This is a genomic window from Ruegeria sp. BHSA123 (assembly GCF_059613425.1).
Genome location: NZ_JBXWSL010000026.1, coordinates 1 through 19,153 on the forward strand (window position 1 = coordinate 1; position 19,153 = coordinate 19,153).

Annotated in this window: 18 protein-coding genes, 1 tRNA gene and 1 pseudogene; 13 read left to right on the forward strand and 7 right to left on the reverse strand. The window is 57.2% G+C overall.

The window, feature by feature from the left end; all coding sequences use genetic code 11:
* Nucleotides 1-169: 169 nt before the first annotated feature.
* Nucleotides 170-826, reverse strand: a complete 657-nt coding sequence (locus tag AC2FNC_RS13395; RefSeq protein ID WP_496715574.1) for a GntR family transcriptional regulator — start codon at nt 824-826, stop codon at nt 170-172.
* A 113-nt stretch (nt 827-939) separates the two neighbouring features.
* Between AC2FNC_RS13395 and AC2FNC_RS13400 the strand changes: the two genes are divergently transcribed.
* The 6 genes from AC2FNC_RS13400 to AC2FNC_RS13425 all read left to right on the forward strand — a co-directional run bounded on the left by AC2FNC_RS13400 (nt 940) and on the right by AC2FNC_RS13425 (nt 5,074).
* Nucleotides 940-1,233, forward strand: coding sequence for a ribbon-helix-helix domain-containing protein (locus AC2FNC_RS13400; RefSeq protein ID WP_496715576.1), 294 nt, complete (start codon nt 940-942; stop codon nt 1,231-1,233).
* A gap of 110 nt (nt 1,234-1,343) precedes the next feature.
* Entirely contained in the window at nt 1,344-1,739 is a 396-nt protein-coding gene (locus tag AC2FNC_RS13405) for a VOC family protein (protein WP_496715577.1), read from the forward strand.
* 20 nt (nt 1,740-1,759) lie between these two features.
* Nucleotides 1,760-2,284 (forward strand): twin-arginine translocation signal domain-containing protein, encoded by a 525-nt coding sequence (locus tag AC2FNC_RS13410; RefSeq protein ID WP_496715578.1) that lies wholly within the window; start codon nt 1,760-1,762, stop codon nt 2,282-2,284.
* A 21-nt stretch (nt 2,285-2,305) separates the two neighbouring features.
* Nucleotides 2,306-3,877, forward strand: coding sequence for a GMC family oxidoreductase (locus AC2FNC_RS13415; RefSeq protein WP_496715580.1), 1,572 nt, complete (start codon nt 2,306-2,308; stop codon nt 3,875-3,877).
* A gap of 72 nt (nt 3,878-3,949) precedes the next feature.
* Nucleotides 3,950-4,762 carry a class II aldolase/adducin family protein gene (locus tag AC2FNC_RS13420; RefSeq protein ID WP_496715581.1) on the forward strand — a complete coding sequence of 271 codons (813 nt, stop codon included), beginning with the start codon at nt 3,950-3,952 and terminating at the stop codon, nt 4,760-4,762.
* Nucleotides 4,763-4,807: 45 nt separating this feature from the next.
* Complete coding sequence (locus AC2FNC_RS13425) at nt 4,808-5,074, forward strand: cupin domain-containing protein (protein ID WP_496715582.1); 267 nt, start codon at nt 4,808-4,810, stop codon at nt 5,072-5,074.
* Nucleotides 5,075-5,247: 173 nt separating this feature from the next.
* Here AC2FNC_RS13425 and AC2FNC_RS13430 read toward each other — a convergent pair whose 3' ends face one another.
* Complete coding sequence (locus AC2FNC_RS13430; RefSeq protein ID WP_496715583.1) at nt 5,248-5,697, reverse strand: thermonuclease family protein; 450 nt, start codon at nt 5,695-5,697, stop codon at nt 5,248-5,250.
* A gap of 47 nt (nt 5,698-5,744) precedes the next feature.
* Between AC2FNC_RS13430 and AC2FNC_RS13435 the strand changes: the two genes are divergently transcribed.
* Both AC2FNC_RS13435 and AC2FNC_RS13440 read left to right on the forward strand, forming a co-directional pair.
* Nucleotides 5,745-6,002 carry a hypothetical protein gene (locus AC2FNC_RS13435; RefSeq protein ID WP_496715584.1) on the forward strand — a complete coding sequence of 86 codons (258 nt, stop codon included), beginning with the start codon at nt 5,745-5,747 and terminating at the stop codon, nt 6,000-6,002.
* A 101-nt stretch (nt 6,003-6,103) separates the two neighbouring features.
* Nucleotides 6,104-7,528, forward strand: a complete 1,425-nt coding sequence (locus AC2FNC_RS13440; RefSeq protein WP_496715586.1) for a S1C family serine protease — start codon at nt 6,104-6,106, stop codon at nt 7,526-7,528.
* A gap of 556 nt (nt 7,529-8,084) precedes the next feature.
* On the opposite strand, the gene AC2FNC_RS13445 is transcribed toward AC2FNC_RS13440, so the two are convergent.
* Nucleotides 8,085-8,160: transfer RNA gene (locus tag AC2FNC_RS13445), tRNA-Thr, on the reverse strand.
* A gap of 181 nt (nt 8,161-8,341) precedes the next feature.
* Between AC2FNC_RS13445 and AC2FNC_RS13450 the strand changes: the two genes are divergently transcribed.
* Nucleotides 8,342-9,211, forward strand: a complete 870-nt coding sequence (locus tag AC2FNC_RS13450) for a hypothetical protein (RefSeq protein ID WP_480521031.1) — start codon at nt 8,342-8,344, stop codon at nt 9,209-9,211.
* A 22-nt stretch (nt 9,212-9,233) separates the two neighbouring features.
* On the opposite strand, the gene AC2FNC_RS13455 is transcribed toward AC2FNC_RS13450, so the two are convergent.
* The gene (locus tag AC2FNC_RS13455) at nt 9,234-10,130 is read right to left on the reverse strand and encodes a LysR family transcriptional regulator (RefSeq protein ID WP_480496309.1); all 897 of its coding nucleotides are present in this window, start codon (nt 10,128-10,130) and stop codon (nt 9,234-9,236) included.
* A gap of 101 nt (nt 10,131-10,231) precedes the next feature.
* Here AC2FNC_RS13455 and AC2FNC_RS13460 point away from each other — a divergent pair, with 101 nt between their 5' ends.
* From AC2FNC_RS13460 to AC2FNC_RS13475, 4 genes are read left to right on the forward strand one after another with little or no spacing between them, the layout of a single operon-like run.
* The gene (locus AC2FNC_RS13460) at nt 10,232-11,404 is read left to right on the forward strand and encodes a pyridoxal phosphate-dependent aminotransferase (protein ID WP_496715587.1); all 1,173 of its coding nucleotides are present in this window, start codon (nt 10,232-10,234) and stop codon (nt 11,402-11,404) included.
* Nucleotides 11,401-12,603, forward strand: a complete 1,203-nt coding sequence (locus AC2FNC_RS13465; protein ID WP_209508024.1) for an acyl-CoA dehydrogenase — start codon at nt 11,401-11,403, stop codon at nt 12,601-12,603. The genes AC2FNC_RS13460 and AC2FNC_RS13465 overlap by 4 nt, the downstream gene beginning before the upstream one ends.
* An 11-nt stretch (nt 12,604-12,614) precedes the next feature.
* Nucleotides 12,615-14,804, forward strand: a complete 2,190-nt coding sequence (locus AC2FNC_RS13470; protein ID WP_496715588.1) for a dehydrogenase E1 component subunit alpha/beta — start codon at nt 12,615-12,617, stop codon at nt 14,802-14,804.
* Nucleotides 14,801-15,838, forward strand: a complete 1,038-nt coding sequence (locus AC2FNC_RS13475) for an ACP S-malonyltransferase (RefSeq protein WP_480625546.1) — start codon at nt 14,801-14,803, stop codon at nt 15,836-15,838. Before AC2FNC_RS13470 ends, AC2FNC_RS13475 begins: the two co-directional genes overlap by 4 nt.
* Before the next feature lie 269 nt (nt 15,839-16,107).
* On the opposite strand, the pseudogene AC2FNC_RS13480 reads toward AC2FNC_RS13475, so the two are convergent.
* The 3 genes and pseudogenes from AC2FNC_RS13480 to AC2FNC_RS13490 all read right to left on the reverse strand — a co-directional run bounded on the left by AC2FNC_RS13480 (nt 16,108) and on the right by AC2FNC_RS13490 (nt 18,722).
* Nucleotides 16,108-16,905, reverse strand: a pseudogene (locus AC2FNC_RS13480) (IS5 family transposase).
* Between the two features lie 66 nt (nt 16,906-16,971).
* Complete coding sequence (locus tag AC2FNC_RS13485; RefSeq protein WP_496715589.1) at nt 16,972-17,970, reverse strand: cation efflux transmembrane domain-containing protein; 999 nt, start codon at nt 17,968-17,970, stop codon at nt 16,972-16,974.
* Nucleotides 17,971-18,497: 527 nt separating this feature from the next.
* Complete coding sequence (locus AC2FNC_RS13490; RefSeq protein ID WP_480521019.1) at nt 18,498-18,722, reverse strand: hypothetical protein; 225 nt, start codon at nt 18,720-18,722, stop codon at nt 18,498-18,500.
* Nucleotides 18,723-19,153: the final 431 nt, after the last annotated feature.

Sequence of the window (19,153 nt, forward strand, 5' to 3'; positions counted from 1 at the left end):
CGGGCTGCATGCTGGTCAATTGCTTTCTCGCTCCATGCACTATTTGCCTATGACCGCTTAGTCGGCATTGCGGTCGCTCGCGATATTCGGGCGAACGTCTGCACCGAGCCCAGAGCGGCCGGTCATACAGTATGATTTTTTTCCAATCCAGTAGACCATGCGCGAACGACTAACACTCTGAAAGCAGAGCCGCCGTTTTTTCCTGAGCGCGTTCTATGTGCTGTCTCATTTCGTGCTCGGCACCTTCCACATCGCCGTGCATCAACGCGGCAATGATCCTGTCATGTTCCTCCCAAGAGGTTTTCGACGCGACACCTCGGCGGAGCACAACACCCATCGACCGGCGGATGTGATTCCAGTTTGTTCTCATGGTCTCCCGGATGGCTGGGTTGCCGGCCCAGCCATAAATCATCTCATGGAACTCGTAGTCCAAGTTGATCTGCAAACTGACATCGTTCGATGCGACGGCGGCCCAGCCACGCTTGAGCATATCCTGCGCTTGCTTTGCTGCATCGGCCGGCTTGCGTTGATGGGCAAGGCGGATGGCAAAAGGTTCGAGGGCAGTTCGGAGCTCAAAGATGGACAGGAATTGGTCGACGCTAATCTGCGAGACAACGACGCCGCGGCGCCCTGTATCCTCGACGAATCCGTTTGCCTTCAAAACTGAAATTGCGCTGTTAACGGGTTGTCGCGAAACCTCGAGGCGCGCGGCGATCTCGTCTTGATTCAGCCTTTGCCCAGGCTCGATTTCACCGGAACAAATAGCGTTGAGCAAAATGTCATGTGTCTGCTCTGTCAGGTTTTTCGGCGGCTTGATCTTATCCATGAGCATACTCCAAATACGGCACGTAAATCACAAGCCACCGTACGGTTCTAGACATATTTTTGAGTTTCGTATACGAAATACGAAATGCTTCTGGCTTTGGAGGGAGGTAACCCATGTGTGAAGTCTTCGCAGGACAAGACCCGGAAAGATATGGCAGCACCACGCGCCGTCTGCGCCTGAACGGGCAAAGCACCTCGATTCGGCTGGAGAACGCATTCTGGGCAACCTTGGACGACATCGCTGCGCGCGACGGTGTGACAACCCCGGTTTTCATCTCCACACTGCACTCCGAGGTCTTGGAGCGCCGGGGAGAGCCTTCGAATTTCACATCGCTGTTGCGCTGCGCCTGCCTGAAATTCATGGAAATCTCCCGTTCAGAGCGGGCCACCGCAATAGCAGCCGAATAAGACACATCCTGCAACCAAAAAAACCTTGCGGGTAGTAATCACATACTACCCGGCCCAACCGGCCCCTCCGGTATCCTGCAACTCGACACTAAAGATTGCAGGAGGGCACCTTGGCCAAGCAGATACACTCAATGATCCGCGTCCTCGATGAGGATCGCTCCGTTCAATTCTACGACACGGCCTTTGGCTTGAAAGTCGCTGACAGGCTCGATTTTCCGACCTTCACGCTGATCTATCTCAGTAACCCTGAAACCGAATTCGAACTAGAGCTGACCGTGAACAAGGATCAGACCGAGCCCTACGATCTGGGCAATGGCTATGGCCATCTTGCGGTATCGGTCGACGACGTGGATGCCGAACACGCCCGCTTCGAAGCCGAAGGTCTGGCCCCTCGCAAACTCGTAGACTTCGCACCCGCCGGCGAGACCGTCGCGCGGTTCTTTTTCGTGGCCGATCCTGACGGGTACCAGATCGAGGTGCTTCAGCGCGGTGGTCGGTTCAAGTGACATCAAAGGGAGGAACAAAGATGTCTGTTACTGTCAGCCCCAAGGGGCTTACACGGCGCCAGCTCTTGTCGCGGGCGACCGCTGCTGGCGCATCCTTCGTGGTCGGCACCGGCTTTCTGGCCGCCCCGAACGGCGCATGGGCGATGCAAACCACGGCCCTGAAGCCTGAAACGATGGCAACGCTTGTGCAGATGGCCCGGGATATCTATCCGCACGATCAGGTCGCGGACGAGTATTACGTCCTCGCCGTCAAGGGCTACGACACGCCGGAGGCCGCAGAGACTGTGGAGGTCGGTGTGGCAGCGCTGAATACCGCAGCTCAGGGCAAGGGCCATGCCAGCTACCTCGACGCCGGCTGGGAGCGAGACCGGGTCGACATCCTGCGCGGCATGGAGGACAGCGCGTTCTTTCAACAGGTGCGCGGCGGGCTGGTAACCGGCCTTTATAACCAGAAAGCGGTCTGGCCGATCTTTGGCTACGAGGGCTCGTCCTTCGAGTATGGCGGCTACATCGATCGCGGTTTCAACGACATCAACTGGCTTTGAGCCATAGGGGAGGACAGACATATGGCTGCACCATTTGATCTGAACGACGACAATGTGGTCGTCATCATCGGGACCGGCGCCGGCGGCGGGGTCCTGGCCAACGAACTGGCGCAGAAGGGCGTGAGCGTTGTCGCCCTCGAAGCGGGCGGGCGCTACCTGCCGGAAGACTACATCAACGACGAATGGGAAAGCTTCGGGCAACTGGCCTGGCTCGATCCCCGCACGACCTCCGGCGACTGGCGCGTGGCCAAGGACTTCTCCGGCCTGCCCGCATGGATCGTGAAGGCGGTCGGCGGCACCACGACCCACTGGGCCGGGGCCAGCTTGCGCTTCCAGCCGCACGAATGGAAGGCGGCGACGACCTACGGTCCGGTGCAGGGCGCGAACCTGCTCGACTGGCCGATCGACGCCGACGAGATGGCGGCCTGGTATGAGAAGGCCGAGGAAAAGCTCGGCGTGACGCGCACTGGCAACCGTCCGGGCCTGCCGGGCAGCAACAACTTCCTCGTCTTCGAGAAGGGCGCCAAGGCCCTCGGCTACACCGAGGTGCACACCGGCCGCATGGCTATCCAGACCCGCGACGACGGTGAGCGCACGCCCTGCCAGCAGACCGGCTTCTGCTTCCAGGGCTGCAAGTGGGGCGCCAAGTGGTCCGCAGCCTATACCGACATCCCGGACGGGGAGGCCACGGGCAACCTCGAAGTGCGCGAGCGGGCACACGTCGCGCGCATCTTGCACAATGAAGCGGGCAAGGTGACGGGTGTCGAGTACTTCGACAAGGACGGCAACCTGCAGATGCAGAAGGCCCGTATCGTCTGCTTGGCGGGCAACTCCTTTGAAAGCCCGCGCCTGCTGCTCAACTCGGCTTCGTCGATGTTTCCGGACGGGCTTGCCAATAGCTCGGGTCAGGTCGGGCGCAACTACATGCGTCACATGACCGGTTCCGTCTATGGCGTATTCGACAAGCCTGTGAAGATGTGGCGTGGCACTACGATGGCCGGCATCATTCAGGATGAGGCGCGGCACGATCCGTCCCGTGGCTTCGTGGGCGGCTACGAGCTCGAAACGCTCAGCCTCGGTCTGCCGTTCATGGCTGCCTTCCTCGATCCGGGTGCTTGGGGCCGCGAATTCACCTCCGCGCTCGACCATTACGAGAACATGGCCGGGATGTGGATCGTGGGTGAGGACATGCCGCAGGAAACCAACCGCGTCACGCTCAATCATGACGTCAAGGACCAATGGGCCCTGCCGGTCGCCAACGTGCATTTCGATGATCACCCGAACGACATTGCCATGCGCAACCATGCCTATAAGCAAGGTCAGGCGATCTACGAAGCGGTTGGAGCGACACGGACCTTCCCGACACCGCCCTATCCGTCGACCCACAACCTCGGCACAAATCGGATGTCGGAAAAGGCCCGAGACGGCGTCGTCAACAAATGGGGTCAGACCCATGACATCTCGAACCTGTTCGTCTCGGACGGCTCGCAGTTCACGACCGGCGCGGCGGAGAACCCGACACTGACGATCGTGGCGCTGGCGATCAGGCAAGCGGATCACATTGCCCGCGAGATGAGCGCGCAAAATATCTGAGCGAAGGCACAGCGCCCCGGATCGGGGCGCTGTGCATCTTTACCCAACATCCCAACGGAAAGTCACATTGTCATGCTCGACCTTGGCAACCGCATCTCGATTTACCAGCCCGAACAGGACGGGTTGATCTTCCCCGAATTACCCAAATTCGACGATGTCAAGGACGAGCGCCGGCATCGCAAGGAACGTCTCGTCGCAGCCTGTCGCGCCTTCGCGCAGCAAGGGTTCGATTATGGGTTCGCGGGCCATCTGACAGTGCGCGATCCCGAGCGTCCGGAGCTCTACTGGACCAACCCGATGTGCGTGCATTTCGAAAAGGTGAAGATGTCGAACCTGATCCTCGTGGACCATGCGGGAACGGTGATCGAAGGGGATTACGCGGTAAACCGCGCAGGCTTCGTTCTGCACGCCAACGTCCATGAAGAACATCCCGACATTATTGCAATGTGCCATGCGCACACCACCTATGGCACCGCCTGGTGCGCCACCGGCCGCCCAATCGATCCGATCACGCAGGATGCCTGTGCTTTCTACGAGGACCACGTGGTGATCGGCGATTCCGCCGGGGCCGTGGCGGTCGAGAACCATGCGGGCTCGGACGTGGCGAAGGCGTTTAAGGGAGTGAAGGCGGCGCTACACCAGAATCACGGGTTGCTTACCGCGTCGCGCCATTCGATCGAGAGCGCGGCCTTCTGGTTCATCGCGCTCGAGCGCTGCTGCCAGCAGCAACTCGCCATTGCCGCAAGCTGCGTCGAACCGATCCGGGTGTCCGAGAAGGCCGCGCGCTACAGCCGCGAGCATGTGGGCAGCGAGTATATCGGCTGGCTGCACTTCCAAACGATCTGGAACCAGTTGGTGGTCGACCAGCCGGACATGTTCGACTAATCCTCTTAGGCCAGAACATGTCCGCTGCAATTGAGGTCAAACCCCATGACAACCGAAGCATTTGAACAGACCTGCAGGAATGAGGGCTATGGCGCACCAAAACATGTGCGCTTCGAGCCACTTTCGCGCAGCGCGCCACATGTACATGATCAAGTGTCTTTCGTCTATGTTCTGGAAGGTGAATTCATCCTCAATACGGCAGATGGCGCGCAGCGTTATCTTGTGGGTGAGACCTGTATTCTGGATGAGAATATCGAACATGCCGAAGAGGCGGGTAAAGACGGTGCGGTGATCCTCGTCGCTCGGAAGTAGCTATTCACTACACGTTTCCGAGATCCGGGCAAGCGCCCGGTCCCGCGGCAACATCCCGATAGCACGTGTAGTCGAGCAAGCGGCTATGCCCCTCATAGATCTCTGCTATGCGAAGGTCACCGCCAAGTGCGAACGAACGCTTTGTCCGCAGAGCAGATATTGCCTCATAGATTTCACCTGCAATAACCCGCCCGTCTAAGCCGTGACTTAGCCGCTGCCGTCTCCAAGTGCCGGTATCGGCCACCTGAGTACCTACGGCAGTCCAACGCGTGCCCAGCGGCGATAACAGCGGCCCCTATGTCCTGGCCGTCGGCATAGCACACCCCAACCCAGCGGTCGTGCGTACGTTCACCGTTCAAATCGCACGAAATGGTCTTGCCGCGCAGATAGTTCACCATCCAGCGCTTTGCGTCCTGACCTGACCTTGTCCCGAGTTCGGGGGCATCGACGCCATTCAGTCGAACCGGCGTTCCATCGACAACAATCGTGTCAGCGTCACGCACATGCAGGCTGGCGGCATTAGCAGATGGCGCAAGAAGGATCAAAAGCAAAAGTAAGCGTTTCATTCCGACGATATAGGCAATCCGCACAAACTCTTCACCCCTATGCGGCCAGATACCCACATCAGTTCACCATTCGCGCCAAGTTACCCACTGGTGCTGAAACTGAGTTGTCCAAGATTGTAAACGGCCACGGCGACTGGATGTTCTACGGTCACGCCGGACCTGACGGACAGGGAATTGAAAGTTGGTGGTTGCTCGACCTGCGGGCGTTCAGGGCGGCGCTGATCCGGCACAGGACGACAGGAACGAACCTGCGCATGGGGGACAAGCGCAACGCAGACGGGACCTGGTTCAAGTGGTTCGATATAAGGTCGTTTCCGAAGGAGCCGCCTTTGGTGGTTGCGCAAGGCTCCAACAATGCTTGATTCTTCATGCAATACAGAATTCAATCGTTGCCGTCCTAGAAATACCCTTTTCTGCATGTAAACTATTGCCACAAAAAACGTGCAGACTGTTGAGTTGTGTAATGAGAGTTTTGCGAAATCTGGTTGCAATTGTTGCTCTTGCTGGTGTGATTTTACCTTCAATGGCACGTTCGCAAGACTTTGAGGCGTTGCTACAAGGTTTTGACGCGTCCAACCTCAGCTACGAAGACAAACGGTTTCTGCAGACTGCACTTGCGTTTGAGGGTCATTATCATGGCCTGTTAGATGGGGCATGGGGCAGGATCAGCAATCGAGCGTTGGACGACTATTCTCGCGAAGTGTTCGAGACGGCTCCCGAAGACTGGCACATGGCGTTTCTGGCATGGACCTTATTCGAGCGCATCTCCCAAGACGGTTGGGAGATCCAGTACTTTGAGGGCTTGGGGTTATCTTTCCTATGGCCTGAAGACACTATTCGTCGCGAAGCTGATTCCGACTACTTCTTGAATTACCGTCACGCCAACAGCAGTTTCTCCATTTCCGTTGGTATTCACTCAGTCGAAACCGCCCAGAGGCTTCATGACTTTACGGTCCAATCTCATCAGTTGGTAAGTGATCCCTACACAGTTAGGAAAAGCAACCTCGCCGTCTCTTCAGTAACAAAAAGAGATGGCTCCACCCTCTACACCAGGTCGGATTTTGTGAATGGGGGCTGGTCAACTGTGATGCTGTCTGCGAACGAACAGGATCGTCACGTTCTGGGCGCTGTGGCCTCTAGCATTTCAAAAGGCCGGGCCAATCCGCTAGATATTTCGAACAACGGCAAACTTGATAGGGTCATCCAGCAAGTGGTCGCTGCACTCGAAGAGGCGGATGAACCAACTGGTGAAGATCCAGAGGCATCCAGCCCCGGTATTCAAGGGAGTGCGGGAAGCGGTTTTATTGTCTCACGGGATGGGCATGTTCTTACTAACCAGCATGTCGTAGACGGTTGCGCGCAAGTGTTAGTTGATGACCGACCTGCGACAGTGGTTTCTTCATCAGAAGAGTACGACCTAGCGCTACTAAAATACGATGCACCGATAGACAGGGGAGTCGCCGTTTTTTCGGCCAGCCCTGCGAAATTGAATTCGGACGTCACCGCAGTTGGTTACCCGTATGCTGGTCTCCTAGGTGGACTTAACGTTACTCGCGGGTCCGTTTCTTCTTTGAGGGGCCTAGGAGGCGACTTGAGCACCATGCAGATTACTAGCCCCATTCAAAGCGGAAACTCAGGTGGTCCTTTGCTTGCATCCGATGGCGAGGTGGTCGGCGTGGTTGTCGCAAAACTGAACGAGCGGGTAGTTACTAACGCCCTCGGAGATACGCCACAGAACGTAAACTTTGCCGTACGAGGAGAGATTGCAAAACTGTTCTTAGCTCAGAATGCCATTAATCCGATTCTCAGTTTGGAAGACATTAAATTAGAACCTGAGGAAGTTGCCGAGTTAGCTGCCAGCTTCACGACCTTTGTAGAATGCCGTTAACCATTACATGCGCAACCAACCCCTTTGTGGCACGTATAGTTCCGATTGATGCAGCTATTCCCACAAGCCTTGCCCTTTCGGCACACCTTGCAACACGCGGCGTTGTACACCTTTGCGTCTTGCTTGCTGCTCATTAGGTTCCAAAAGGGCGCTGTGGGTATTGGCAGTTTGTTAGGCTTTTCGGGTTGATTCTGAGCAAATGCAACTGCGGATGATAGGACAAGAGCAGAAAGGCTGAGTAAAATAAGGTGCTTCACAAACATTCTCCGTTAACAATGTGTTAACTTTTGCATAGCGATGAAAAGTTTGGAAAAGGTATCTTTTTTGACACCCCAGAACCCGACTTTGCGTCCGGTTTCAATTCGACACCGTGCTGCGCGTATCGCCAGCCGCTCAATAACGAAGAAAAGGGCGCAGGGCGGCAGTTCTCAGCACTCGAGTCGGCTCCCGCGCCAAATTCAGAAATTCATGCACTTTGTCCCCCATTTGTCCCCTAGCGCGAAAAAGCGACAAAGGATAAGTGGTCCAACATCAGTGTAAGTCATTGATATTGTAATGGTGCCCCCACACGGACTCGAACCGCGGACCTACTGATTACAAATCAGTTGCTCTACCAGCTGAGCTATAGGGGCACTGGCAGTCGATTACTTCGTCCGACAGAGGACTGCAACCCTCATTTTTGACTCGAACTTGGGGATTGCCCGTTTTCCTGAGAAAGTGCAGAAACCGCGGGGTTGTTTCGTTGCAGATTTTCATGCGACGCAAAGACATAGAATGGGATGGACACAGCCCCTGAGGGTAAAAGGACTAAAGATGCAGGTAGTAATCCATGCCGGGGCCGCCTTTGCCGATGAAGGGCAAGTGCTGTCCTCGCTTTCGGCAATCAAGCAGGCCTTGGTGGATTGCCGTGCTGCGATCTTGGGGCCACGCGGCGGGCGTCAGTTTGTCAAGGTTCTGTCTGATGCTCTTGCTCAGGATTTGACTGATTCAGAAACGCAGGACGGGCTGCACGCCCTTCTTCCAGATGATCCAAATGTTGATCGTGTCATCCTCTCGAACGACAAGTTCTTTGGCCCAACACGTTCTGCCCTGCAACATGGACAGATTTACCCTTTTGCCGGGCAGCGGACAGCCTATGCCCAGACCTTGCTGGAGGATGCTCAAGTTGAATTATTCGTCGGTCTGGTGAACCCTGGGATTTTCATACCCAAGGTCCTGATGTCGATCCATGAAGATCACCGGCAGGAGATTCTGACCAGCACCGATCTGAGCTGCCTAAGCTGGTTGAGCATGATCGAAGATCTGCGCGATCTTGCGCCTCAGGTGCAGCTCACTTTGTGGAAGAATGAACACTTGCCACTGATTCTGGGGGATATCATGCGCGCAATGGCGGGCCTGCCCGGTGACGCTCCTCTGGTGGATGAGTATGCGTTGCTGTCGTCGCTTCTGACTGAAACCGGTCAACGGCATGTTCTGGACATCGTGCGGGGCAGCGACGGCCTCGACAAAGATACTCAACGCGAAGACCTTGCGCGGATATTGGAAGACCACGCCCGGCCCGATGAGGTCGAAGAGGAACTTGATCTGCCCGGCTGGAACGCCGACATCGTTGACGCATTTACAGAGCTTTACGAGCAGGATCTGGCAGTCATCCAGACCATGCCAGGTATCCGGGTACTGTAACCTTTCTTTCGCGGCTGCACCCTTACTGATGCCTTTTCGTTTGCCGGATGATCCAGTCCGCAAATGCTTGTACGGCTTCGTTCCTCTGCCCGGTTGGTGTGGCAATGAAATATGCGCTGCCCGAGGTATTCGCCAGTTGCCCGGTCTGGACCAGCGCGCCCGACGCCAACTCGGCCTCGATCAGATAGGACGGCAAAATCGCAGCCCCAAGCCCGGCAACTGCGCCTTCGATCAGCATCGAGAACTGATCAAAGCGCATTCCTGGAAAAACCGTTCTGGCCTCAAGTCTATGGCTGGCATGATATTCGGACCACAGCCCGGGCCGCGAGGTCAGATGCAACAGCGGCAGATCGAACACATGCTGTTCCTCGAAAGTCCGTTGGTCGCCCAACAACACAGGCGCAGCCGCTACAACAAGTTTTTCCGGGAACAGCTTGCGTAGCCGCGCACCGGGCCAGTCTTCGTGCCCAAAGTGAATGGCAAGGTCCATGCGCCGCTCTTCCAGGCTGAACGGCGTCGTGTAGGAATGCAGATCCAGTTCGATCCCCGGATGCAGGTGCTTGAAATCCGGCAGTCTGGGCACCAGCCACCGTGTCGCAAAGGTGGGCAGGACCGCCAAGGTCAGCAACGACGCACCGTCACCGGCCGCGATCGCACGATTGATCGTACCGTTCAGCCGCTCAAGGTCGCCTGCAAGTTCTTCAAACAAAGCGCGACCCGCTTTCGACAAGCGAACCGCACGTCCGACCCGGCGAAACAGCGTCACCCCCAGCGCAACCTCAAGTTCACGAACCTGACGGCTAACCGCGCCCTGCGTCACACCAAGCTCTTCTGCCGCCATGGTATAGCTTTCGTGGCGTGCAGCAGCCTCGAAACTGCGCATGAGGGCAAAAGACGGCAGGGAATTGATTCTGGGCATATCACTCATGAGTTTTAGTCACTGAAACGATACAAAACAGCGTATTTTTATCAAGTTACTTTGCAGATAGAACCTCAGTCATCTCCAGAGGAAGATTAACAGTGTTCCATCGCGCAAACCGACTAAACGGTATCGAATTGTCCGAAATCGTGCAGATTTCCGAGGCCGCCGCACGCTTGCGTTCGGAAGGGCGCGATGTTCTGGCATTGTCGACCGGTGAGCCTGACCTGCCCACCCCGCCCCATGTGGTCGAAGCAGCCCACGCGGCAGCGCTGGACGGCAAGACGAAGTACCCGCCGACGGCCGGGGTGCCCGATTTGCGCACTGAAGTTGCCCGGCAGGCCAAAGCCGAAGTTGCTCAGGTCATTGTGTCGACCGGTGCCAAACAGGTGATTGCCAATGCCATGCTGGCCAGCCTGAACCCCGGCGACGAGGTCATCATGCCCGCGCCCTACTGGACCAGCTATTCTGACATAGTGCGGATGGCGGGTGGAACGCCCGTCATTCTGCCTTGCCAGATGGATCAGGGATTCAAGCTTCTGCCGGAACAGTTAGAGGCCGCAATCACACCGCGCACACGCTGGCTGATGCTCAACACGCCGTCGAACCCGTCGGGGGCAATCTATACGCAGGATGAAATTGCCGCCCTCGCATCTGTTCTGTCCCGGCATCCACAGGTTTGGGTTCTTGCGGACGAGATTTATCGCCATCTCAGCTTTACTCCGTTTGTATCAGTGGCCGAGGCGGCCCCTGACCTTGCCGACCGTCTGTTGATCGTCGACGGTGTCGCCAAAGCATGGTCCATGACCGGATGGCGCATAGGCTGGGGGATCGGGCCGGTCGAGCTGATCAAGGCGATGGTGGCCGTTCAGGGGCAGGTTACCTCGGGTGCCTGTTCGATTGCACAATGGGCCTCGCTTGCGGCGCTGACCGGCAGCGCGGGCCTGTTGGAAGAACGCCGCGCCGTATTTGCCGAACGCCGTGATCTGGTGGTTGCAGGGTTGAACGCGGTTCCGGGTTTGCGCTGCGCGGCACCCGACGGGGCGTTTTACGCCTTCCCTTCCTGCGCCGGACTGCTTGAGGATCAGGGTGGGCCTTTCAAAAATGACGCTGACTTCTGCACCTGGTTGTTGGAAGATGCTGGTGTCGCTCTGGTTCCCGGTCGCGCATTCGGGTTGCCCGGACATTTTCGCCTGAGCTTTGCTTATGCCCAAGATACAATTGCAGCGGGGCTTGCACGTCTCAAAGCCGCTGTAGAAAGGAAACTCTCATGAAACCACAATCCCGCCCCCAGCTTGGCCCTTTCACTTGGGATGACCCTTTTCTGCTGGAAGACCAGTTGGCCGAGGATGAACGCATGGTGCGCGATGCGGCCAACGCCTACGCGCAGGACAAACTGCTGCCCCGTGTAACCCAGGCTTTCGCCAATGAAGAAACAGACCCCGAAATCTTTCGCGAGATGGGTCAAATGGGCCTTCTGGGCACGACTATCCCCGAAGAATTCGGCGGCATCGGTGCCAGCTATGTCACTTACGGTCTGGTCGCACGCGAAGTGGAACGGGTCGACAGCGGTTACCGCTCGATGATGTCGGTACAGTCCAGCCTCGTCATGTATCCGATCTATGCCTACGGAACGGATGAACAGCGCCGGAAATACCTTCCGAAACTGGCCAGCGGGGAGTCTATTGGCTGCTTTGGCCTGACCGAGCCCGATGCGGGCTCGGACCCCGGCGGCATGAAAACCGTCGCGAAAAAGACTGATGGAGGCTATGTCCTCAACGGGTCAAAGATGTGGATCTCGAACGCGCCCATTGCTGACGTGTTTGTCGTCTGGGCCAAATCAGACGCGCATGACGGCAAGATCAAGGGTTTCGTACTTGAAAAAGGCACACCCGGTCTTTCAGCCCCGAAGATCGAAGGCAAACTGTCGCTGCGTGCCTCGATCACAGGTGAGATCGTGATGAACAATGTCGAGGTCGGGGAAGATGCTCTGTTGCCGGGTGTCGAAGGTCTGAAAGGGCCGTTTGGCTGCCTAAACCGTGCACGATACGGTATCGCCTGGGGATCTATGGGCGCAGCTGAGGCCTGCTGGCACGCCGCACGGCAATATGGTCTGGACCGAAAACAATTCGGTCGCCCTTTGGCGCAAACGCAGCTGTTCCAGCTGAAGCTTGCGAACATGCAGACGGAAATCGCCTTGGGCCTTCAGGCCGCTCTGCGCGTGGGTCGCCTGATGGACGAAGCCCGCGCAGCGCCAGAAATGATCAGTCTGATCAAGCGCAACAATTGCGGCAAGGCACTTGAGGTCGCACGCCACGCACGTGACATGCACGGTGGCAATGGCATCAGCCAGGATTTCCACGTGATCCGCCACATGGTGAATCTTGAAACCGTGAACACATATGAAGGCACTCATGATGTTCACGCCCTGATCCTGGGTCGCGCGCAAACGGGCCTGCAAGCCTTCGCCTGAGGACGACAAAGATGGATCGCGCAACCATTGTGCATGACAACTTCCTGGGCCGGGTTGCGGCACGGGATTTTCCCGATGGCGCGACGCCGTCTGGCCCACTGACAGCGTCTGAAGCGGTCGGGCTATATCGCGCGCAATGTCTCAGCCGCGCTTTGGACCGCCAAAGCCGGGCAATGCAGAAAGCCGGTCAGGGGTTTTATACCATTGGCTCCTCTGGTCACGAAGGGATGGCCGCCGTGGCGGCAGCCCTGCGCCCGACAGACCCCGCTTTTCTGCACTACCGCGACGCCGCGTTTCAGATCGCCCGGTCCGATCAGGTGCCGGGGCAGAGCCCGACATGGGATATTCTGTTGTCCTTCGCTTCATCCTCTGATGATCCGATCAGCGGTGGGCGGCACAAGGTGTTGGGGTCAAAAGCGCTTTGCATCCCGCCGCAGACCTCGACCATTGCCAGCCACCTGCCCAAAGCAGTCGGCGCGGCTTATGCAATCGGGGCAGCCCGCCGTCACAAACCAGAACATGCAGAAATGGCGGACGACGCCATCGTCTATTGTTCCTTTGGTGATGCCTCGGCCAACCATTCCACCGCGCAAGGCGCATTCAACACTGCACAGTGGACGTCTTACCAGTCGGTTCCCCTGCCGCTGCTGTTTTGCTGCGAGGACAACGGGATCGGAATTTCGACCAAGACACCACAAGGCTGGATCGCCGCGACATTCTCTCATCGACCGGGACTGAAGTATTTCTCGTGCGACGGGCTCGATATTTTCGAAACCTACCGTATAGCACAAGAAGCCGCCGCCTATGTCCGCAGCCGTAAGAAACCCGCATTTCTGCACATCCGCACGGTGCGCCTGTATGGCCACGCCGGAGCAGATATGCCCACCACGTATTTGCCGAAATCCGAGGTCGAAGCTGAAGAGTCGAACGACCCCCTGCTGCACTCCGTCCGTCTGCTTGAACAATCCGGTTCGATGCAACCGGATGACGCGTTGAAGGTATACACCGACACCTGCGACCGCGTAGCGCGCGTCGCCGACAAGGCGATCACCCGCCCTCGCCTGAAAACCGCAGGTGACGTGATGGCCAGCCTGATCCCGCCCGCACGCCCCTGTGCCCCGACCAATGGCCCGTCAGCTGAACATCGGGCTGAAGTATTCGGCGGCGACCTCAAAGCACATGCTGAACCCCAGATCATGTCGCGCCTGATCAACTGGGCCCTGAGCGACCTGATGCTTGTACACGGCGAGATCGTGATGATGGGCGAAGATGTCGGGCGCAAAGGCGGTGTCTATGGCGTGACGCAAAAGCTTCAGGCCCGTTTCGGACCCGACCGGATGATCGACACGCTGCTAGACGAACAGTCGATTCTGGGCCTCGCCATCGGGATGGCCCAAAACGGGTTTACGCCCATGCCGGAAATCCAGTTCCTGGCCTATCTTCACAACGCCGAAGACCAGTTGCGCGGTGAAGCGGCCACCCTGCCCTTCTTCTCGAACGGTCAGTACACCAACCCGATGGTCGTTCGCATCGCCGGGCTGGGGTATCAAAAGGGCTTTGGCGGGCATTTCCACAATGACAACTCGGTCGCGGTTTTGCGCGATATTCCGGGGCTGATCCTGGCCTGCCCATCGAACGGCGCCGACGCTGCACGAATGCTGCGTGAATGCGTGCGGCTGGCCCGGGAAGAACAGCGGTTGGTCGTGTTTCTGGAACCCATCGCGCTCTACCCGATGCGGGACCTGCACGAAGCCGGGGACGCAGGCTGGATGCACACTTACCCCGACCCATCCGAAAGGATCGGTTTCGGCGAGGTCGGCGTGGATGGAGATGGCGACGATCTGGCCATCGTTACCTTTGGCAATGGCGTCTACCTCAGCCATCAGGCGCGCAAATCGCTGGAGGCCGACGGGACAAAAACCCGGATAATTGACATGCGCTGGTTGTCGCCGCTTCCCAAAGACGCGCTGACCCGGGCCGTAAGCGGCGCCAAGCGGATATTGATCGTCGATGAAACCCGGCATCACGGCGGCGTGGCCGAAGCCCTGATGGCCCATTTCCACGAAACCACTGATGTGCCGATGGCTCGTATTACCGCCGAAGACAGCTTTATCGCCACCGGCCCGGCCTATGCCGCGACCATGCCATCGAAAGACAGCATCGAGGCCGCAGCAAGATCCCTTATGGAGACGGGCAAATGAGGTCTGCGAAACAAACCGCTGTTGTCATCTGTCCGGGGCGCGGAACCTATAACAAACCCGAATTGGGTGTTCTGGGTCGGCATTTTACCGACAAGGCCCTGCTGGCACATTTCGATGGCATGCGGCGCGCACAGGGTCAGGAAACCCTAAGCGAACTGGACGGCGCAACACGGTACTCCGTGGCAAAGCACACGCGCGGAGACAATGCCTCGGCCTTGATCTATGCCGCCACGCTGGGCGATTTTCGTGCCATCGATCCGGAGAAGATCGACGTGGTGGCTGTGACCGGAAACTCGATGGGCTGGTATTCAGCCCTGGCCTGCGGGGGCGCCTTGACTGCCGAGGCAGGGTTCGAGGTGGTCAACACCATGGGAACACTCATGCAGCAGAGCCTGATTGGCGGCCAGTTGATCTATCCTTTCATGGATGCCGACTGGCAGCCGAACCCGGCACGCAAGGCCGAACTGCTGGCTTTGGTCGCTGAGATCGACGGCACCGGCGCGACCCTCACGCTGTCAATTGATCTGGGCGGGATGCTGGTTGTGGCCGGGGATGAAGCTGGGTTGTCCGCCTTTGAAAACAAGGTGCCTGTGGTGCAGGAACGATTTCCGATGCGGCTGGCCAATCACGCAGGGTTTCATTCACATCTGCAACGCCCAGTTGCCGAAGCCGGTCGCGCCCGCCTTGCCGCAGATCTGTTCCGGCAACCCAATTTGCCCATGATAGATGGCCGTGGTCAGATCTGGTGGCCCGGAGCCTGTGATCTGGACGCGCTTTGGGACTACACCTTGGGTCATCAGGTGACCGAAACCTATGATTTCACAAAGGCCGTATCACAGGCCGCGAAAGAGTTCGCACCCGACATGTTCATCGTCACCGGACCGGGAACCACACTGGGCGGAGCCGTCGCGCAATGTTTGATCCTGAGCAATTGGGACAAGATGCAGGACAAAGCAAGCTTTCAGACCAGCCAACGCGAAGAACCTTCGCTGATCTCAATGGGGATCGAGGATCAACGCGCACGTGTGACCTGACCTTGCACACCTTGGCGGTTCGCCCGGCGCAAATCGATCTATCGCGGGCACTCCGCTCCACTCTTCCCACCGAACCTTCTGTTCAGAGCCTGCCCAAAAAAGCGCCTACTTATCAAATCCACGCTTCCGAAACGGGAACAGATGACTGAGCGCCCAACCCCGCGCGGCGACCCGTTATCCAATGCTTCAGGTCATTTGGCACCTTCGCGCAAATCGGGACTCTTTCGATCGAGCACCTTGCAGACAGGCGACAGGGCTAGGGTCAGGATTCATAACCAGTAGATGACTAGAGCCGCGAGCGCGATGGCGGATAGGAAGACCTTGGGACAACGATCATAGCGTGTTGCCACGCGCCTCCAATCCTTGAGCCTGCCAAACATGATCTCGATGCGGTTTCGCCGCTTGTATCTGCGCTTGTCGTATTTGACCGGCGCCTTGCGCTGCTTTCGACCAGGGATGCAGGCGCGTATCCCTTTGTCTTTCAAGGCGTCTCGGAACCAGTCGGCGTCATAGCCACGATCACCGAGCAGCCAGTCCGCATTTGGTATGCTGCTGAGCAGAGCCCGAGCACCGATGTAGTCGCTGACCTGCCCTGTGGTAACGAACAGGTTGAGCGGGCGACCTTGGCTATCACAGATAGCATGCAACTTGGTATTCATGCCGCCCTTGGTTCGGCCCCTCTCGGCAGCATCCTTCGGATGCGCCTGCCGGGCAGTGAATCAGGCGGCCACGCCCCCCTTTTTGGCGCCCAAGCTGGACGCCGTGCGATGGGCTTTTAGATATGTGGCGTCGATCATGACCGTCTTCTTTTCACCGTGCTCGGCGGCCAGACCAGCCAACATTCGTGCGAAGATGCCTTTCTAGCTCCAATGCTTCGACCGGCTGTAGAGCGCTTTGTGAGGTCCGTATTCCCTGGGGGCATCTCGCCAACGCAACCCATTTCGATTGATGAAGATAATCCCACTCAGCACCCTTCTATCATCGACCCGTGGCCTGCCGTTCGACTTCGGGAAGAAAGGGGAAAGCTTGGCCATCTGCTCGTCTGTCAGCCAATAAAGGTCGCTCATATCATCGCTCCGTTTTCGAGCCGTGAATCAAGCAACGAAGCGAAAATCAATGCATCCTGACCCTAGTTAGAGAGGGTTCAGTGAATCCGGCCAGCGCCTTGAGTGTTCCGTGATCACGAGCAGCACATCTGCGCCGGACAGTGCTTCGCGCGTATCACGGATCATGCGCAGGTTCAGGTCGTCGATAACAGACGCAGAAATCGGTCGGCCGGGATTGTAATAGACTGTAATCAGGAATGTTCGCCCAAGTTTGGTGACGGACAGATCCTGTAGTGATCCTCCATCCTGAACAATAGCAGCACGCAGAGCCCGTCGGGCTGCAGCGACGTCTCCGGGGCTTGCGCTGACGCCCGCCAATTCACCCAATCCTCTGCGAAAATCTGTGACGTAGGTTCCGACCGCCAACAAGCACAGTACTAGGACGATTACCGAGTCGCCCACCGGCGCAACTGGTGCCAGCGGACCGTCGCGGAACAAGTAGACGGCACCCAGCCCTACACCTGCCGCCGCCGTGATCAGCCCGTCGAACATCGCAGCCTTGGACTCGAGCCGCAGGATCGAGCTGTTCTTTCCCATTCGGCGCCAGGTGAAATGATGGAAGCCCCACATTAAGGTGCATGTGAGGCCAATCCCGGCGAAGTAGATGATCATCGGCGCAAAGTTCAACGGCTCAGGCATTATGCCGTTGAGGTAGTTGTAGATATTCTTGATCGCATTCGTTATTGCGAACAAGACCAAGCCGAGAAGAGACAGTGAGCGAAATGTCGCAAAAATAGCCTCGTCAGCGGCGTAGCCGAAAGGGCGTACCTTGTCCGGACCCGCATCGATGCGACGACTGATTCGACGCCCAAGCAGCGCCGAGCCGAACCCGACCAGGGAGAACAGTCCGTCCATCATGATCGCGTTTGAATTCGACAACATACCAGCCAGCACCCCCGCGGCGGCCATGAAAAGGTTTCCCCACATGGCCACGCTGAGAGAGCGTCTTTCCAGCCGTTTTCTGCTATCTGAATTCAGCGTCGTCATATTTTGCAGTCCTGATGTGACATCAATCTGCTCTTCCAATATCCTTCCGTTGATGTTTCGCCAACACTTGTGGTGAATATTAGAAGAATCCGTCAACAGGTCAGTGGTTTATCCCCATTGCATCGCCATTTGTGGACAGGTCCCTTCATAAAGAGTTTTCTTTGCGCCTGAGATCATTTAGCCAGCACTCATTTCTCCGGCCTCACATGATTGTTGATTTCCACTGAAAAGTGACCCGGTAGGCCTGATAACTTTCACTGAGAATTGACCCTTGTGAACACATTGCTCCGAGGATTTTGTTTGGGGAGACTTGAAGTGATCGGCATGGAATTTTTTGAGTGTCATACGACGCTGGGCATTGCGTGACAAAATGCCAATCCGCGATAATTAACGGCGCACGGGGCTGTCTCGCAACACCGTCAGAAAGTATCTGCGCGAAGGTGCTGTAGAACCGAGGTTCAAGACGCCGCCGCGTTTGAGCAAGTTGGTTCCGTATGCGGATCGGTTGCCTGATGGCTCTCACTTTGCCCAAAGAAACAGCGTGGAGTAGTACAACTTGATTTACGTCAGGCAAAGTAGATCGCCTGACGGATCAGACCAACTGAATTGGCTATACCCCAGTTCAGCATCTGAAAATGTGTGTTCTGGCTTCCTTCGTGGCCGAACCAGTTGCAGAAATAGTTTCCCGCGATCAGAAAAGCGGCCCAGATGGCGCGATACAGCGCGACACTAATCATATCAAGACAGAGCGCCGCCGGAAGAGCGACAAACCCCACAGCAGCGCTAGCCATTGCACTGACACCAGTCACAGACCGGCAACGTTCAGGACGGTTTTCGCAGCCAGTGTGGGCTGTCGCACCTCTTCAGTGCGTAACCGCCTGTTAAAGGTATGTTCGTACAAGCCCTACGCCGATCCGGCGAACACGATCGCCGGTCTTGTCAAACCAACATGGTCTGATAGACTTTGGGCGCTCGGTTGGTCTCGTACGACGTTGCTTTGAAAGGCCTTCATCCGAAGTACCTCTTATATTGTTCCATTAGAATTCGTTTGAGGCAAAGAATAACGTCCAGGGCTTCTTACTCGGACAGTGGGCCCAATTGGGGCAACAAAACGGAGGCGCGTGCATGAATCGGACAATACCTGCAGACCCTTCACAGCCAAACATTCCCTATCGTTCGCGCTCGGTTAATCCAGAATTGAAAGTACTATGTATTCTAGTCG

What these genes read in the sequence shown, in the direction of transcription:
- AC2FNC_RS13395 (WP_496715574.1), bottom strand. Translation starts at nt 826, where the DNA reads ATGGATAAGATCAAGCCGCCGAAAAACCTGACAGAGCAGACACATGAC.
- AC2FNC_RS13400 (WP_496715576.1), top strand. Translation starts at nt 940, where the DNA reads ATGTGTGAAGTCTTCGCAGGACAAGACCCGGAAAGATATGGCAGCACC.
- AC2FNC_RS13410 (WP_496715578.1), top strand. Translation starts at nt 1,760, where the DNA reads ATGTCTGTTACTGTCAGCCCCAAGGGGCTTACACGGCGCCAGCTCTTG.
- AC2FNC_RS13415 (WP_496715580.1), top strand. Translation starts at nt 2,306, where the DNA reads ATGGCTGCACCATTTGATCTGAACGACGACAATGTGGTCGTCATCATC.
- AC2FNC_RS13420 (WP_496715581.1), top strand. Translation starts at nt 3,950, where the DNA reads ATGCTCGACCTTGGCAACCGCATCTCGATTTACCAGCCCGAACAGGAC.
- AC2FNC_RS13425 (WP_496715582.1), top strand. Translation starts at nt 4,808, where the DNA reads ATGACAACCGAAGCATTTGAACAGACCTGCAGGAATGAGGGCTATGGC.
- AC2FNC_RS13440 (WP_496715586.1), top strand. Translation starts at nt 6,104, where the DNA reads ATGAGAGTTTTGCGAAATCTGGTTGCAATTGTTGCTCTTGCTGGTGTG.
- AC2FNC_RS13450 (WP_480521031.1), top strand. Translation starts at nt 8,342, where the DNA reads ATGCAGGTAGTAATCCATGCCGGGGCCGCCTTTGCCGATGAAGGGCAA.
- AC2FNC_RS13455 (WP_480496309.1), bottom strand. Translation starts at nt 10,130, where the DNA reads ATGCCCAGAATCAATTCCCTGCCGTCTTTTGCCCTCATGCGCAGTTTC.
- AC2FNC_RS13465 (WP_209508024.1), top strand. Translation starts at nt 11,401, where the DNA reads ATGAAACCACAATCCCGCCCCCAGCTTGGCCCTTTCACTTGGGATGAC.
- AC2FNC_RS13470 (WP_496715588.1), top strand. Translation starts at nt 12,615, where the DNA reads ATGGATCGCGCAACCATTGTGCATGACAACTTCCTGGGCCGGGTTGCG.
- AC2FNC_RS13475 (WP_480625546.1), top strand. Translation starts at nt 14,801, where the DNA reads ATGAGGTCTGCGAAACAAACCGCTGTTGTCATCTGTCCGGGGCGCGGA.
- AC2FNC_RS13490 (WP_480521019.1), bottom strand. Translation starts at nt 18,722, where the DNA reads ATGGCTAGCGCTGCTGTGGGGTTTGTCGCTCTTCCGGCGGCGCTCTGT.